The 16181-nt window shown below is 51.8% G+C and carries 10 protein-coding genes; 6 read left to right on the plus strand and 4 right to left on the minus strand.

The genetic code is table 11. From position 1 onward, the window contains the following. Window positions 1-5 precede the first annotated feature (5 nt). The gene (locus BXP70_RS24395; RefSeq protein ID WP_086596745.1) at window positions 6-671 is read left to right on the plus strand and encodes a nucleotidyl transferase AbiEii/AbiGii toxin family protein; all 666 of its coding nucleotides are present in this window, start codon (window positions 6-8) and stop codon (window positions 669-671) included. A gap of 373 nt (window positions 672-1044) precedes the next feature. Here the strand turns inward: BXP70_RS24395 and BXP70_RS24400 are convergent, their stop codons facing one another. From BXP70_RS24400 to BXP70_RS24420, 4 genes are all read right to left on the minus strand, one after another. Beyond that, window positions 1045-1896 (minus strand): helix-turn-helix domain-containing protein, encoded by an 852-nt coding sequence (locus BXP70_RS24400; RefSeq protein WP_086596746.1) that lies wholly within the window; start codon window positions 1894-1896, stop codon window positions 1045-1047. 96 nt (window positions 1897-1992) lie between these two features. Beyond that, window positions 1993-2898 carry an alpha/beta fold hydrolase gene (locus BXP70_RS24405; protein WP_086596747.1) on the minus strand — a complete coding sequence of 302 codons (906 nt, stop codon included), beginning with the start codon at window positions 2896-2898 and terminating at the stop codon, window positions 1993-1995. Window positions 2899-3588: 690 nt separating this feature from the next. Then, a complete protein-coding gene (locus tag BXP70_RS24415; protein WP_086596749.1) occupies window positions 3589-4839 on the minus strand; it encodes a condensation domain-containing protein in 1251 nt (416 codons plus the stop codon). 501 nt (window positions 4840-5340) lie between these two features. Beyond that, entirely contained in the window at window positions 5341-6231 is an 891-nt protein-coding gene (locus tag BXP70_RS24420) for an AraC family transcriptional regulator (RefSeq protein WP_086596750.1), read from the minus strand. A 462-nt stretch (window positions 6232-6693) separates the two neighbouring features. On the opposite strand from BXP70_RS24420, the gene BXP70_RS24425 reads away from it, so the two are divergent. The 5 genes from BXP70_RS24425 to BXP70_RS24445 all read left to right on the plus strand — a co-directional run bounded on the left by BXP70_RS24425 (window position 6694) and on the right by BXP70_RS24445 (window position 16166). Continuing rightward, window positions 6694-8526: a sodium:solute symporter family protein gene (locus tag BXP70_RS24425; RefSeq protein ID WP_086596751.1), complete on the plus strand. Its 1833-nt coding sequence runs from the start codon at window positions 6694-6696 to the stop codon at window positions 8524-8526. A 74-nt stretch (window positions 8527-8600) separates the two neighbouring features. After that, the gene (locus BXP70_RS24430; RefSeq protein WP_086596752.1) at window positions 8601-9821 is read left to right on the plus strand and encodes a glycoside hydrolase family 130 protein; all 1221 of its coding nucleotides are present in this window, start codon (window positions 8601-8603) and stop codon (window positions 9819-9821) included. A gap of 28 nt (window positions 9822-9849) precedes the next feature. Further along, window positions 9850-11025, plus strand: coding sequence for an AGE family epimerase/isomerase (locus tag BXP70_RS24435; RefSeq protein WP_086596753.1), 1176 nt, complete (start codon window positions 9850-9852; stop codon window positions 11023-11025). 419 nt (window positions 11026-11444) lie between these two features. Further along, entirely contained in the window at window positions 11445-14537 is a 3093-nt protein-coding gene (locus BXP70_RS24440; RefSeq protein WP_086596754.1) for a SusC/RagA family TonB-linked outer membrane protein, read from the plus strand. Window positions 14538-14561: 24 nt separating this feature from the next. Further along, entirely contained in the window at window positions 14562-16166 is a 1605-nt protein-coding gene (locus BXP70_RS24445; protein WP_086596755.1) for a RagB/SusD family nutrient uptake outer membrane protein, read from the plus strand. Window positions 16167-16181: the final 15 nt, after the last annotated feature.

The following is a 16181-nucleotide window of genomic DNA, read 5'->3' on the forward strand; positions in this document are numbered from 1 at the left end:
GTTTGATGGCAGTGGCGCACGCGCCAGGTCCCCTGCGTGACCGGGTGGTTTTTGCGGGTGGGGCGACCGTGAATCTATATAGCATGGCCACCTCTGCTACCCCAGAGCCGCGCACAACGGACGATGTGGATTGCATTGTAGAAGTTACGCCGCGAAGCGCTTTCTACCAATTAGAGGAGGAATTGCGTGGGTTAGGATTTAGCCATGCTATGGAGGCGAACTACATCGGCCGTTGGAAATTGCCAACGGGCCTCACGGTAGATATGATCCCAACTAGCCCCGAGATTTTGGGCTTCAGCAATCTTTGGTATCCCGCTGGCTTTGCCCTCGCTGAGCCGTACGTACTACCAGATGCCACGAGGATTCGCATTTTAAGCCCACCCTACTTTTTAGCTACGAAGTTGGTGGCTTTGCGCAATCGCGGCTGGCCAGATCTGTGGACCAGCCAAGACCTGGAAGATATCGTCCATGTGCTGGACAACCGTCCGGCTCTTCCTACAGAAGTGAGGGTCGCAGACCCAGAGTTGCGCACGTACGTGAGTCAGCAGGTAGTTGCGTTGCTAAGCCGGCCCGAACTCTTAGACGTGTTAGAAGGGGTGTTACCACCTAGCTCGGGGTATAAACGCAAATACGAAGTAGAGCGTCGCTTGCGACAACTGCTCGACAGCTAACCTAACAGCAGGCTCGTAAACCGAGCACAGACTAATAAGCGTGTTCTCATGAGTTATGATCAAGCTGTACAGTTAACCCATCAAAGGCGTCTATCAACTGTACTTTGATATATTGTACAATAATTCCAAACCATTTCCAAGCCCTTTTACCGCTCCTAATTGCCTCTTTTCCAGGCAGCAGGTTGTTCACTTAGAGGCAAATGATCACGAAAAGCCGAAGAGGTTGTGTGCTCTAGAAAATTGTCAACCTCTTTCTGGACAAAACAGATATGTGATCCGGAGTGGCACTTTGAAAGCTCATGTCAGCAGTTTTGTGAGCGAGTAAAAATCCTCACAGGCGACCCATCGATTTCGGCGACTCGTTTCGAAGGTGTTATATCTCGGAGAAGTTTGCCCTGAAACTGGACGGCGATTCGCCGGTTTTGGTCATAAATAGTCTACTAAAATACGCCGGATCATCGTACCCAAGCGTGTAGGCAATTTCCTTTGCGGTGAGGGAAGTATGCGCCAGTAGCCGTTTGGCTTCCAATATGATCCGATTCTTAATGACCTCATTCGGCTGCGGCAACCGGAGACGGTTAAATTTGTGTGTGATGGTTTTCGGTGCCATACACAGTAAATCGGCGTAATCAGCGACGGTGTGTTTGGACTTATAATGCTCTTCGACGAGCCGGGTAAACTTGCGAAAAAAATCCAAATCGCTTTGTTGATCCGCTAGTTCAGTGGTCAAATGCTGTCTTTTCCATGAGCGCGTCGCGCGGATGAGTAATTGTTTGAGATAGGTGCGGACCATCTCTTCCAAGGAACTGTCATGAAGGTTGAATTCCTGAAGCATTTCGTTGACCAACCCGCTCAGAAAAGTGTCTTCAACATTCGAAAGCTCCACTTTGGGCATATTGCGGATGTTGTTGAACAGTAACCCATCACACGCCACTTCTTGGTCGTGGATCTGAATGCAGTAAAAATCGCGGTTGTAAAAAATGAAATACCCGCGTTCCTGGCCGGCTGCTTCTAGTTCCAGATATTGGTTTGGGCTGATAAAAAACAAGGTTGGTTGCTGCGTGTCGTAACAGGCAAAGTCTACTTTAAGCCTATAGCCAGCAGGTAGATACAGTATCTTAATGTATTCCTTATAAGCTGGTCCGTTGATGGCGTGGGTTTGCTCCTGACTTACCTGCAGCAAACCCAACGTTTTTAAATTGTTGTTGAAAACGGTTGTGCTCATAGCTCTATGTGCTGGCGAATAGTAGGATTTTTATCTTTCAAACTAAACGATTACCCCTGCCAAGTGACGATGCGCTTGACAGGGGTAATCGTTTAGTTAATTTCTAGCGAATTTTTCAAGCTCCGCGTTGAACTTATCCATTTCTTCCAGGAAGAACCCGTGCCCACCTTTTTCAAATTTGACGAGGTAAGACCCTTTGATGGCTTTGTTGAGTTGTTCGGCCTGGGCGAAGGCGCATAATTTGTCGTTTACGCCGTGAAATATTGCGACCGGCAGGTTGATTTTTGACAACTCAGGCCGCAAGTCTAAGTCACGTAAGGCCGTAATAGACTGCGTAGTAGCGTAAGGAGAGGCATTCAGGTTGATGCTTTCCAGCCATTTGATAGATTCCGGCGACAGGCCGCCTTCCTGACCCTCAAAGTCCTTTCCAAACCCGGCCACCAACTGCTCCCGGTTCGTTTTCGTCTGCTTGATCAGATCAGCGGCGCCCTGGTCGGTGATGCCGTACGGGTAGCCTTCGCGCTGTTTCCAGGAGGGGCCAGTTGCGCCGAATAAAGCTAATTTTTTGATATGGGCGCCCTTGTATTTGGTCACGTAGTGCAGGGTAACCGCACTCCCCATGGAAAATCCTCCCAGCGTGGCCTGCTCGATTTTAAGTTTTTCCAACACTACCTTAATGTCGTCGGAAAACGTATCAAAGTCGTATTTGCCGTAGGGTCGATCTGATTTGCCGAAACCGCGCAAGGAAATGCCAATGACCCGGAACCCTTTTTCAACCAGATACTGGTACTGGTATTCGTACATCTCATTGTTCAGCGGCCAGCCGTGGATAAGGACGACGGGCTGGCCCTGGCCCAGGTCGATGACGTGAAGCTTTACGTTCTTTTCTACCTCAATGTATTCTTCTCTTCCCAAGGAGGCTGGCTTGCGGGTTTGGGCAAAAAGGCACTGACTTTGAAGAAAAGTGAACAGGAAGGCGATGGTCAAGGCAATTGTTTTCATCTAGGTAGTAAGGTTGTTTTTTTGAGTTAATCTGCTAACCGTTAGTAAGTTGTTGCTGTGTTTCGACCTTACAAAGGTGGCAGGTTTACTCCCCTAGAAGAATGGATAAAAGGCCATGTGCCTGGTACATTTTTCCCGAAAGGTGAATTTAGGACTCGTAAAAAGTCGCAGCTGATGTAATCGCCGCTTCACCAGTTCCTGCTTCATCGGTTCAAATCGGGCCAGCTCCACTTTATTTTTGGTAACGACGACATAAAATGGCTGGGGTGTAAATTTATGGTTTAGCGGTTTCATGCCCGCCTCGCGGAAGCTTTGAAAAACACTTTCCGGGGCAATTTGTACCCGTTGCGAGGGGCCGTTTTAAAGGGAGGAATGCAGTTTCTGCGCACCTGTAGAAGCTGAAAAAAACAGCGTTGCCCCAGCTGACATTGCCCATGTAAACCGCATTTTTCTGATCATAAATGATTCAATTTGAGTTAGAAAAGACTTGGCCGAAATGCCTTGTGAACATACTGTTCAAAGCATTCCGGCCAAGTTGACTACTAAACCAGTACTCTATAATCTTCAACCAACTCCTAGAGGCGCCCTCTAAAAGTTGAGTCTTATCTCACCGATTTTGGAAAATCACTCCTTCTCGTTAGCAGTGCCATCGGGCAGTGGGGCAACTAGCATGATCACGTTTGCGGACGCTTAGCGAACAGCACATTCCGTCTTAGCCACCACAGTGTCCTGACAAGCATTGTCTAAGATCTGCTCCATTTCCACAAGTAAGCCGGGGATAGGCGTATCACTTGTGTTGGTTAGGCAAAGCGAACCGTTGGTTGTCAAGGCCCCAATCGTCTGTTCCATGCCTTTCCCCGAGCGGACCATGGGGCCATACAACGCTTCGAGTTTTAAGGGACCGAAATCTGTTTTATACCGTACCCTAACTAGGTTAGTAACCATGATATGATGGTTGAAGGCCTGTTTCAATGCATCCAGCATTTGCTGTATATCATTGTGGCCGAAGACAAGGCTGCCGAAAAACGACAAATAGCCTCTCGTATAGTCAATGGAACTGGTTCCCCCCAGCCCAGCCTTGGCCAGTCTGGCCAAATCCCAGAAAGACATGTAGGGCTGGTGGTCAAAAAACACGGATTGGGTGGTGATATTCAAGCCAACATTATCGTCCAGGTGGAGGGCCCCTCGTGTGCAAACAGGCGAAACCAACTCCATCCTGGTCTGGACCCATCCCGGACGCATTTTCCTTGAAGCCAGTAACACGGCCGCGCAAAGGGCGCCGTGGACGCTGGTATTTTCCTGTCTGGCGCGTTCGAGCAGGGTGCGGGTGGTGCTTGCCGAAAAGCGGTGCGAGGAAACCAAGGGGTGGACTACCTCCGTCTTCATGTTCAGTCCGAGCACTTGCTCAGCCGTCTGGGCAGGTAAATCTTCCGGCAACTCGAGGGTTTGGTCATTTGACACTGGCGGCTCCATCAAGGCAAGCTCTTCTCCGGTAACGGCGAGCAATAGGTCTCGGGTCAAATAGCTCAAGGACGTCCCATCGGCCACCGTGTGGTTTGCCGCCAGGATCAGCACGGTGCTGTCTGGCTTTTGCAGCAAAACAACCCGCAAAAGCGGGCCTTCAGCCGTGTTAAATCGTACGGAAAGCTCTTTCTCCACCTCCTGTTCCCACCGGTAATTTTGCTCTACCTGCACCACGCGCAGCGGAATGGGCAGGTTTTCCACAGGCTGTAAGGTAGGGCGCCCTAGCTCATCGAGCGTAACCCGGACCGAGAGATTCGGATGGCGTTGTTGTACCAGGTCGATGGCCTGCCGCCATTTCTCAACGGGCTGGGTTCCCGCGATGTCCGCGGCCAGGCAAAAATCCTTGGAATCAATTTGATCCAGCAGCCAAAACGTTTTTTCGAATGCCCCTAAGGGGCGGTTTTGTTGTCTTTTCATTTTGCATTGAGTTAGATGAGAGGTAGCGACAGGGAAGTTCCTGCGCTATCCTGAATGCAAAATTGGCCGACTGAGCCGGGGGAGAGAATGGACAAAAGTCGAAGGGACATGCACATTTAGCCATCCCTGTAATCCATTCCAAGATCACGTTAAATGACGATTTATGACGATTGGCTTTTCTTACTGGTTCACCTTGCCGGTGGTCTTTTACTAACGAATAAACTTGGTATAGTACACTGCTCAGTTTCTGTGCATGCTGCGTGAATAAAGGGCCTGTTACAAATAGATCTATCTCGCACTAGTCAGTTTTCAATTAATGGCATAAGTGAAGGTTGGTTTCATTGTACAACCCAGGCGAAAAAATGCTCCTATTCTGTAGTGACGTAGATTCTCAATAACTCTGATGCGAGACTACCTATTCACCTTTGATTAGCCTACTTGTAAGCTTTTCTATTTACCAGCCAGCTAGGCTTATCCTCAAGACCCAATTTGAAAGACGCATTAGATAAAGATGCGGTTACCAGAATAATTACCTCGAAACTCCTTGGGAGTGCAGTTTTTACGTCTTTTAAACGTGCGATTGAAGTTCGATATATTATTGAAGCCGCACTTATAAGCTACTTCTGTTACGCTAAGAGTGGTGTCGATAAGCATGCGCGTGGCGTGACCTAACCGAATCTCATTAAGACTGTCAATGAAGGTATTGCCGATCCGTTTTTTGATAAACCGGCTAAACGACGTTTCGGGCATGTTGGCGACCTTGGCTACCTCGGCCAAGGTGATAGGCCGGCTGTAATGAATGTTCATGTACTCGAATACTTTTTCGATACGCCGGCTATGATGGTTGAATTGCTCATTATCCGATGAGGCGTCGGAGAGCATGCGCATGTTACGCGAGATAGATAAGTCGTGCAGTATTGAAAACAGTTCTAGCACTGAATCAAACCCATGCTTTTGCTCTAATTGCAACAGCCTAGGTAACAAGCGCTCAATGGTATCATGCGCAAAGAGGATACCCCGTTGCGACATTTCAAACATCGTTTTGATGAAACTTAGTTGATTACGCCGCAGCAGTCGGTCATCAAATAAGTCTTTGTGAAATTGAATGGTAAGCTCCCGAATCTGTTTGCCTTGGCACTTGTGAGTGAACCAGGCATGGTAGAGGTTAGGGCCTACTAACACCAACTCTACGTCATCAATCTCTTCCACGTGGTCGCCCACGATGCGCTTAGCTCCTTTGGCGTTGAGAATGAGGTTTAGCTCATACTCTTCGTGGTAGTGCAAAGGGAAGTCGAATTTTTCTTTCACCCGCGAAAACAAAGTGAAACAATCACTCTGGGTGAGCGGCGTGATTTCCCGCATGATTTCCTTCTTCTCTTTCTCTTTCTTCATATAACGAGGGGACAAGCTGACGCAGTAAAAGACACTTTTGCAACAAAAATATACCAGTATGCTATCAATACCTATCAGCGAGTTTTCTGCTAAGTAATCTTGCTTCTTCCTCACAAAGACAGTAAAGACATAACAGTCATCTTTACTGGCGCTAATAATTAGCAATTAAATGACAAAATAGTATTAATAACGTCTACGTGAATTCTGGACCTTTGCATTATTTCAGCTTTTTCATCGCTGAGTACTTGAAAGATGGGGTACTCGCTCCGACAAGCGCGTTGCTCACTTGATGAAGTTCAAACCTAGTGTTCACCTATAATGATACGGCCGAGGAGAGCAGTTTGCGTGTGGTAAGGCAAACTGGTCGGACTAAGGAAAGTCCTGGGGTACTATCCTAAGATACTAGTGACGTAGCAAGTCGCTCTTATTTTGCGTTCCTCACTTTCCACTCGAAGTTCCTACATGAAGTTACAGCTCATCGACTTTCTCATCATCGCGATTTATCTACTAGCGACGGTGTTCATTGGCCTTTACTACCGCAACAAAGCGCGACAGGATAAGGACAGCTACATGTTAGGGGGACGCACCCTGCCCTGGTACAAGCTAGGTTTGAGTGACGCCTCCGACATGTTTGATATTAGTGGCACGATGTGGATGGTGAGTTTGTGCTTTGTGTATGGCATGAAGAGCATCTGGATTCCGTGGCTGTGGCCGGTGTTCAATCAGGTATTTCTGATGATGTATCTGTCGCGTTGGCTACGACGCTCCAATGCCGTTACTGGGGCCGACTGGCTAGCTACCCGGTTTGGGCAGCATGGGCCGGGGGTGCAGGCATCCCAACAGGTAGTCATTGCGTTTGCCTTACTGAGCTGCTTTGGGTTTCTAGCCTACGGTTTTGTAGGGCTAGGCAAGTTTATGGAGATTTTTATACCCTGGAAGCTGGTGCAAGGCTACGTGCCCTTCGAGGTAGCACCGCAGTACGTGCCGCACCTCTACGGCATCGTGTTCACGCTGTTTGCTATGTTCTACTCCATTGTGGGCGGCATGCACAGCATCGTGCTGGGTGACATTATCAAGTACGCTATCATGACCGTAGCCTGCTTGGTTATCGCCGTAATTGCTTACCTCAACCTGCGTGGGCACGAGTTAGCGGTACCAAAAGATTGGTTTAATCCCCTTTTTGGTTGGCGCCTAGGACTCGATTGGGCTAAGCTGATCCCAGAGGTCAACAGTAAGATTGCCCGGGATGGGTACTCGCTGTTTGGCATCTTCTTCATGATGATGGCCTTCAAGGGCGTATTTGCGTCGCTAGCTGGTCCTGCTCCGAACTATGACATGCAGAAAATCCTCTCCACCCGCTCGCCCGAGGAGGCCAGCAAAATGAGTGGGTTCGTGTCGATCATCCTGCTTCCTATTCGCTACTCCTTGATTATTGGGCTCACCATTTTGGGGTTGCTCTACTACCATCAGTTGAATTTGAAAGCACCAGACGGCACCATCGACTTTGAGCGCATTCTGCCTTTAACGATCAATAACTTTCTACCAGCTGGCTTAGCAGGGCTAGTGCTTACAGGGCTGTTAGGCGCTTTTATGGGCACCTTTAGCGGTACGGTGAATGCGGCGCAGGCCTACATCGTCAGCGATATTTACCTTAAGTACTTCAACCCGCACGCTAGCACCAGCCGCATTATCTCGATGAACTACCTAGTGGGGGTGGTGGTAGTGGCCATAGGTGTGTTATTGGGCTTTTTGGCCAAGGACGTGAACACCGTGCTACAGTTCATTGTGTCAGCGCTTTATGGGGGGTACATCGCGGCCAATGTGCTTAAGTGGCACTGGTGGCGCTTCAATGCAATGGGCTTTTTCGTTGGGATGAGCACGGGCATCCTGACGGCGCTGGTGTTCGGCGTACTACTCCCGACCGGCAACTTACTGTACTGGTTTCCGCTGCTGTTTGCCATCTCGCTAGCTGGCTCTGTACTTGGCTCTTACCTAGCCCCTCCTACCGAAGCGGCCGTGCTGCATCGCTTCTACACCACGGTGCGGCCTTGGGGTTTCTGGGGACCAGTACTAGCTCAAGTGCAGGCGCAACATCCGACGTTTCAGCCCAACCGCAACTTCAGGCGCAATGCGTTCAATGTGGTGCTAGGCATCATCGCACAACTCTGCTTAACTATTCTGCCTATGTACCTGATATTGGGTCAGCACCTTCCGCTGGCCATCGTAGTGGTGCTGCTGCTAGTGGTAGGTTTTATTCTGAAAAAATCCTGGTGGAACCGCTTGAGCGACGATTGATTTCAAGCGATAATAAGCTTTTGCTTTCTCCCCTGCTATCGTTTTTCCACCCATTATGAAGTCTGCCAGCTGCTATGTCTACTGTCTTTGACCATCGTCTTCGCCTGCTGCACAGCCAGCAGCAGCACATGCTTGCTCTACCCAACCAGCCCGAAGAGCTAGGCAATGGTGTATTTACGCGCTATATCCACCCCGTACTAACGGCAGGCCATATCCCGCTCACTTGGCGTTACGACTTTAACCCCGCCACCAATCCGTTCTTGATGGAGCGCATTGGTGTGAATGCAGCGTTCAATGCTGGGGCCATCAAGTGGCAGGGCAAGTACGTGCTCGTCGCACGCGTGGAAGGAGTCGATCGGAAGTCATTTTTCGCGGTGGCTGAGAGCGATAATGGAGTCGATAACTTTCGCTTTTGGGAGCGTCCGATCACCATACCCGAAACGGAGGAGCCTGACACTAACGTGTATGACATGCGCTTAGTCGCTCACGAAGATGGGTGGGTGTACGGCTTATTTTGCACGGAGCGCCGCGACCCCAGCGCGCCGGCAACCGACCAATCAGCGGCCCTAGCCAAGTGCGGTATTGCTCGCACCAAGGACCTGATAACTTGGGAGCGGCTGGCTGATCTGACGACCAACTCGGCTCAACAACGTAACGTGGTGTTGCACCCCGAACTCGTGCAAGGTCAATACGCTTTTTACACCCGGCCGCAGGACGGCTTTATCGACGCGGGCACGGGCGGCGGCATCGGCTTTGGCTTGTCCGACTCCATTGAGCAGGCGCGGGTGGAGCACGAGGTACTAGTCGACAGGAAGCAGTACCATACTATTTCGGAGCTGAAAAATGGCCTAGGTCCGGCTCCACTCAAGACGGAGCTAGGTTGGTTGCACTTGGCCCACGGCGTGCGCAATACGGCCGCGGGGCTACGCTACGTGCTTTATCTGTTCATGACGGCGCTCGACGATTTGACCCATATTATCCACAAGCCCGCTGGCTACTTTCTAGCACCTCAGGGAGATGAGCGTGTCGGCGACGTGTCCAACGTGGTTTTCGGCAACGGCTGGATTCTAGACGACGACGGCCGCGTGTTCATCTACTATGCCTCGTCGGATACACGGATGCATGTGGCGACCTCTACGCTCGCGCAATTACTCGACTACGTGGTAAATACGCCCGAAGATGGCCTACGATCAGCGGCCTCTGTTCAGCAAGTCAACACGTTAATCGACCTTAATCTAGGCGTGCCCACTCCTACTGTTGCCGACCGAGTAGCCAAGGCGGCGCGAATTAAGTAGCCAGTAGATTACTGTATTTGCTAGTTCTATGCTGCAAATTTTTGACTTTCAACAAGAGTTAACCAACATCCTAACTTACTGGGCTACTTACGTGCCCGACCCGGAGCATGGTGGGTTCTACGGGCAGCTCAACAATGACAGCCAGCCCAACCCGTTGGCACCTAAAGGCGCCGTGCTGAATGCCCGTATTTTGTGGACGTTTGCCGCTGCCTACAACCACGAGCCTCGAGCCGATTACCTAGCTTTGGCTCAGCGAGCGTACCAGTATTTTGTGACGCACTTCCTGGATGCGGAGTTTGGTGGGGTGTACTGGTCGGTAGACTATAAAGGGCAGCCGCTAGATTGCAAAAAACAAGTTTATGCGTTGGCGTTCAGTATTTATGGCCTTGCCGAGTACTACCAAGCCAGCGGCGATGCCGATGCGCTGAAACATGCCCAAGCCTTGTACCACACCATTGAAGCGCACAGTTTCGATGCCGAGCGCGGGGGATATTTCGAAGCACATGCCCGCGACTGGCAGCCGCTCGCCGACCTGCGCCTGAGTGCCAAGGACGCCAACGAGAAGAAGAGCATGAACACCCACCTCCACGTACTGGAGGCTTACACAACACTTTACCGAGTATGGCCTAATGCAGGTTTACGGCAGCAGTTGAAGGCGCTGCTAGTGAACTTCACCGACCATATTATCGACGCTGATACCTCCCACCTACACCTGTTCTTCGACGAAAATTGGCGCCCTAAACCCGACGCTATTTCTGTTGGCCACGATGTGGAGGCAGCCTGGCTGCTGCTCGAAGCGGCTGAGGTGTTGCAGGAGCCGGAGCTTATCAAGCAGTTTCGGCAGCTTGCGGTTCAGTTAGCAGCCGGGGCAACCGAGGGCCTAGCCCCCGATGGCAGCCTGCTTTACGAGCGCGAATTCGACGGCCACTGGGTAGCCGACCGGCACTGGTGGGTGCAGGCCGAAGCCGTAGTAGGTTTCTACAATGCATATCAGATCAGCGGCCAGATGAAATTTTTGGCCTATAGTGAAGGAGCATGGCGCTTCATTCAGCAGCATCTTATCGATCGTGAGCGAGGCGAGTGGTTTTGGGGAATTCGCGCTGACTACTCAATCATGCCTGGTGAGGACAAAGTAGGTATCTGGAAGTGCCCGTATCACAATAGCCGCACCTGCCTCGAAATGCTGCGGCGGCTTTCTAGTTAGGCTCCAGCATACTAATAGCAGCTTTTGCCCTGCGGGAACCTAGTCAGCTTAGGCACGCCTTATTTCACGCTAAACTAGGCTAGCTTTTTTTCGGCAGGTGCCAACAACCATCGTTGCTTAGCTGGTAAGCTAGCTTTGTTTTTGGTCCCCTCAGTCAACGTTAGTGAGCATATGCCTTCGTCGCTACAAAAGCACACTACGTAGTAGTGGTAGAACCACCTGCTATAAAGCTACCTGTTTTAAGCTAGGTAACGCTAAATTATAATTAATAATATAATTCGCTTACTCACAGAACTTTATGTTTAAATACATATGCAATTATCTGCATTTTAATACAAAAGAATGATAAAATATCATTATACACTGCACGGGAATGCATCGCACCTTTGATTATTGGCTTCCCACCTAATACATCATTTATGAAGACCTCTTTACACACAGCGGTTGTACTGCTTTGCAGTACGACGTTGGCCTTTGCTCAGCAGCGAACAGTGCAGGGCGTCGTGACGGACAGCAAGGGCGAGCCTTTGCCAGGGGCAACCATCTTGGTAAAAGGTACGACTACGGGCGCTACGGCTGGCGCCGATGGCAGCTTTCAACTAGGGCTGCCTGCTACTGCTACTACGCTGGTTGTAAGCTCCGTGGGGTCTAAAACCCAGGAGATATCGATTGGAACGCAAACCACGTTTCGCATCACTTTAGATGCTGATGCGCAGGCTTTGAGCGATGTAGTAGTGGTGGGTTACGGTACGGCCCGCAAGAGCGACCTCACCGGCTCGGTAGCTAGCGTGAGTGGGGCACAGCTCACGCAAGTAGCCACTTCTGACCCCGTGCAGGCCCTGCAAGGTCGGGTGGCCGGCGTCGATATTACGTCGAACAGTGGCCAGCCCGGCTCCGGCACGCGCATTCGAGTACGCGGCGTAGGTACCATCAACAACAGCGACCCGCTGTACGTGGTGGACGGCGTGCAGACTGGCGACATTAGCTTTCTGCTCCCTACCGATATTGAATCGACGGAAATTCTAAAAGACGCCTCGGCTACAGCTATTTATGGTTCGCGCGGGGCGAATGGCGTGGTGATTATCACGACCAAGCATGGTAAGGCGGGCAAGACCCAGTTCAACTTGTTTGGGTACACGGGCTTTCAACAGATACGACGCGAATTACCGCTAGCTAATGGCCAGCAGTATGCGACGCTAGTGACGGAGGCATACGCCAACGGTGGGGCTCCTGTACCCGCCGATTACACGGCTATTCTGAACGGCGCTTTGCAGAGCGGCGCAGCAGGTACCAACTACCAGGATTTTGTGACCCAACGCGGCCTGATCACCAACTATAGTTTATCGGCGTCGGGTGGTACGGAGCAAAACCGCTATTTGATCAGCGGCAACTACTTCCAGCAGGATGGCATTGTCAAGCAATCAGGGCTCAAGAAGTACGTGGTGCGGCTTAACGACGACGCGACGCTAACCAAGTTTTTGAAAGCGGGTGTGTCGGCAACGTTCACAAACGCAAATCAGACGGGAGGCGGCGACGGCACCGGCAACCCATTTTACAGCACCGTGCTGCAAAATGCAATTCAGGCTAACCCCATCACGTCACCCTACAATGCCGACGGGAGCTATTCGTACAACACAATTACCAGCTTCACCCCCAACCTAGCACGCTACCTCAAAGAGCAGAAGTACAACAAAACGAGGAACACCACCCTGTTTTCCAGCGCCTACCTCGACGTAACCATCCTGAAAGACCTGACTTTTCGCTCTACGTTCGGAATCACCTACAACAACCTCCATCCGAAGGCCTACCTACCACAGTACTACCTAGGTCCCAACGATCAACGCTCCCAAAGCTCGTTGGTAGAGTCGCGGCTCGAAAACGTGAGCTGGGTGTGGTCGAACTACGTGAACTATGCCAAAACCTTCGCTGACAATAGCAGCTTCACCGCTACCCTAGGTCAGGAGGCGCAACGGAGCTATGGCAACGGCATCTCGGTAACGGGCTACGATGTGCCCGCTGATGCTACCCTGCAATACATCTCGTCGGCGCGGAGTGCCACCTCAACCATCCGCAGTTCACAGTACGACGGGTCATTGCTCTCGTATTTTGGCCGCGCCAACTACAACTTCCGCGACCGTTACTTGGTGACGGGTACCTTGCGCTTCGACCAGACGTCACGTTTCTTAAGTTCGCAACGCACGGGCGTTTTCCCGTCGGTGGGTGCAGCCTGGAACATTTCTAATGAGAACTTCCTCAAGGATGTAACTGCTGTTTCGCAGATCAAGCTGCGCGCTAGCTATGGAGCCGTAGGCAACCAGAATGCCGCCCCTAACTACGGCTACGCCTCAACGGCAGTGAACAACCAGAACTACGTATTTGGTATTGACCAGACGCGGGCACCAGGCATCGCCATTGCCACGCTCAGCAACCCCGATCTGAAGTGGGAAACAGCGGTTACGGTTGACGTAGGGGTAGACGCGGCTTTCCTGGACAACAAGCTGACGTTCACGGGTGATATCTTCGAGCGGCGCACCAAGGATATGATTGCTTTGCTGCCCGTACCCGACTACATAGGCCAAGCCCCGGCCACGGCCAATGTGGGCACGCTACGCAACCGGGGCCTCGAGCTGGCCCTCAATTACCGCAATGAGATTGGAAAGCTTCAGTATAACGCGGGAGTCAACTTCACTAAGATCAACAACCTCATCACCGACCTAGGTGGCGCTAATCCCATTGCCAGTGGCAACGTGATTTCCCAGATCGGCAATACCACCCGCACCGATGTAGGCCACGAGGTTGCGTATTTCTACGGCTTGAAGGCCGACGGCATTTTCCACACGCAGACGGAAGTTGATAGCTACCGAAACGCAGCGGGAGCCCCGCTTCAGCCGGGGGCGCAACCCGGCGATGTGCGCTACCAGGATGTCAACGGTGATGGTAAAATCGACGCCACCGACAACACCTACCTAGGTAGCGCTACGCCGAGCTTCACGTACGGGGCATCCTTGAACCTGTCGTACAGCAACTTCGACTTCAAAGTACTGCTCTACGGCGTGCAAGGCGCCGAAGCCGTGAACGCCGCCGCGTTTAACCTAGACAAATCGAGCATTTTCTCTGGCCTATGGACCAACTTCTACGCCGACCGCCTGGATCGTTGGACCCCCAGCAACCCCAACAGCAGCCAGCCCCGCGTCACGTCAAACGACACCAACAACGGCGGTGGCTACAACGATCGGTTTAGCAGCCGCCACGTGGAAAATGCCAGCTTCTTGCGGGCCCGCAACATGGAGCTAGGCTACTCGCTGTCGAGACCAGTATTGGATAAGTTCAAAATCAACGGGTTCCGAGTGTTCGCGTCGGTAGATAACGTGTTTACCGTCACCAAATACCGCGGTCTGGACCCCGAAATTTCAGCTACCGGCTACTACAACAATCCGCTGGCCTACGGCGTCGATTACGGCAACTATCCCCAGCCGCGCACTTACCGCCTTGGCTTCAACGTGCAGTTCTAACGCTATTCCCACCCGCTACTTCCGATGAAAACTTCTTCTACAGCTCGCCTGCTTGCTTTCGCGGCAATAATGGGACTGACACCAAGCTGCCAGAGCTTTTTGGATAAAGAGCCCTTGGGCGCTGTTACTCAAGCAGTTCTTTTTAACGACCCAACCAACGCAACACAGGCCGTGAACGGCATTTACGATGTCGCTTCCTGGGACCAAGGCCCTAAGTTCGGGGTAGGTGACTACGTGGGGCAGACCTACGAGTGGATGTTTGGCGATGTCATGACCGATGACGCCGAAAAGGGCAGCACCCCCAGCGACTTTACGGCCCTGACCGAGCTCAAGACCTGGACCATGACACCTGCCAATTCCCCTGTTAACACGCTGTGGGTACACAGCTTTACGGGTATTGCGCGGGCGAATACGGTGATTAATAACATTGATGCGGGCACCATTGATCCGGCGCTGAAATCGCGCTTGAAGGGCGAAGCCTTGTTTCTGCGGGCGTATTTCTACTTCAACCTGGTGAAATCCTTCGGGGGCGTACCGCTGTTTGAGCAATCGGTGCTACCTACCAACACGGCCAATGTCAAGCGCAGTACTATTGCCGAAACCTACGCCTTTTTGGAGAAAGACCTAAAGGCCGCGGCCACGCTGCTGCCGGAGAAAAGCGGCTATTCCTCAGCCAATGTGGGCCGCGCAACGAAAGGTGCCGCCAATGGCTACCTAGCCCGTGCCATCATGTACCAACTCGGCACCGACAACGGCAATAACCACACGTGGCAGGAAGTATATGATTTGACGAGCACAGTTATCTCTTCCAACGAGTACAGCTTGTTAGCTAACTATGCCGCCATTCACCAAGAAATCGGTGAAAACAGCAGCGAATCGCTCTTCGAGATTCAGTTTGCGACCTCCAACGAAGGCTACGGGCCTATCATGACAGGTACTACCAACAACGTCTTCCAAAACAACCGCAAAACCTTCGGCTATGGCTTCAATAACCCGACCCAGAACTTGGTGAATGAATTTGAAGCCAACGATCCGCGCCTTCCCATTACGATCATCAAAGACGGCGACGTGGTGCTAGGGGTGCTCAACCGCATTGACCTGTCAGAAAACGCTACTGGCTACCTCAACCGCAAAGTAGCCATCCTCCCCCCAGCCGTTAACCAGTCAGGGCTACAGAATATCCGCAAGCTACGCTACGCCGATATTCTGCTAATGAAAGCCGAAGCAGCCGCTCAAACCAACCGCAGCGGGGAAGCGGTAGCATTAGTCAACCAAGTGCGGCAGCGTGCCCGCGCCGCTACACAGCCTCCGGGTACCACTGTAGGTTCTACGGCCTATGCAGCTGCCAACACCCCCGCCGGCACGTTGCCCAACCTAGCCACTGGTTTGTCGGGTCAAGCCCTGCTAAATGCCATTTGGCACGAACGCCGGGTGGAGTTTGCCGAAGAATCGCTCCGCTTCTGGGACTTAGTGCGTACGGGCCGGTACTTCTCTGTGCTGCCCGCCAACGTAGCGGCCCGTGCCCGTACGCGCAGCATTACGACTGGCGTCGTGAATCCTATGCCGCTGCTGCCCATTCCGCTGCAGGATGCTCAAACCTGGGGAGTAACTCAGAACCCTGGCTACTAAGCTAGCTATCAATGC

It is taken from the genome of Hymenobacter crusticola, assembly GCF_002154225.1.
Lineage (GTDB): Bacteria > Bacteroidota > Bacteroidia > Cytophagales > Hymenobacteraceae > Hymenobacter > Hymenobacter crusticola.

Bases quoted from the DNA above. Each gene is read 5' to 3' on its own strand.
- BXP70_RS24430 (WP_086596752.1), top strand. From the start codon at position 8,601: ATGTCTACTGTCTTTGACCATCGTCTTCGCCTGCTGCACAGCCAGCAG.
- BXP70_RS24420 (WP_086596750.1), bottom strand. From the start codon at position 6,231: ATGAAGAAAGAGAAAGAGAAGAAGGAAATCATGCGGGAAATCACGCCG.
- BXP70_RS24415 (WP_086596749.1), bottom strand. From the start codon at position 4,839: ATGAAAAGACAACAAAACCGCCCCTTAGGGGCATTCGAAAAAACGTTT.
- BXP70_RS24440 (WP_086596754.1), top strand. From the start codon at position 11,445: ATGAAGACCTCTTTACACACAGCGGTTGTACTGCTTTGCAGTACGACG.
- BXP70_RS24405 (WP_086596747.1), bottom strand. From the start codon at position 2,898: ATGAAAACAATTGCCTTGACCATCGCCTTCCTGTTCACTTTTCTTCAA.
- BXP70_RS24425 (WP_086596751.1), top strand. From the start codon at position 6,694: ATGAAGTTACAGCTCATCGACTTTCTCATCATCGCGATTTATCTACTA.
- BXP70_RS24395 (WP_086596745.1), top strand. From the start codon at position 6: ATGGCAGTGGCGCACGCGCCAGGTCCCCTGCGTGACCGGGTGGTTTTT.
- BXP70_RS24435 (WP_086596753.1), top strand. From the start codon at position 9,850: ATGCTGCAAATTTTTGACTTTCAACAAGAGTTAACCAACATCCTAACT.
- BXP70_RS24445 (WP_086596755.1), top strand. From the start codon at position 14,562: ATGAAAACTTCTTCTACAGCTCGCCTGCTTGCTTTCGCGGCAATAATG.
- BXP70_RS24400 (WP_086596746.1), bottom strand. From the start codon at position 1,896: ATGAGCACAACCGTTTTCAACAACAATTTAAAAACGTTGGGTTTGCTG.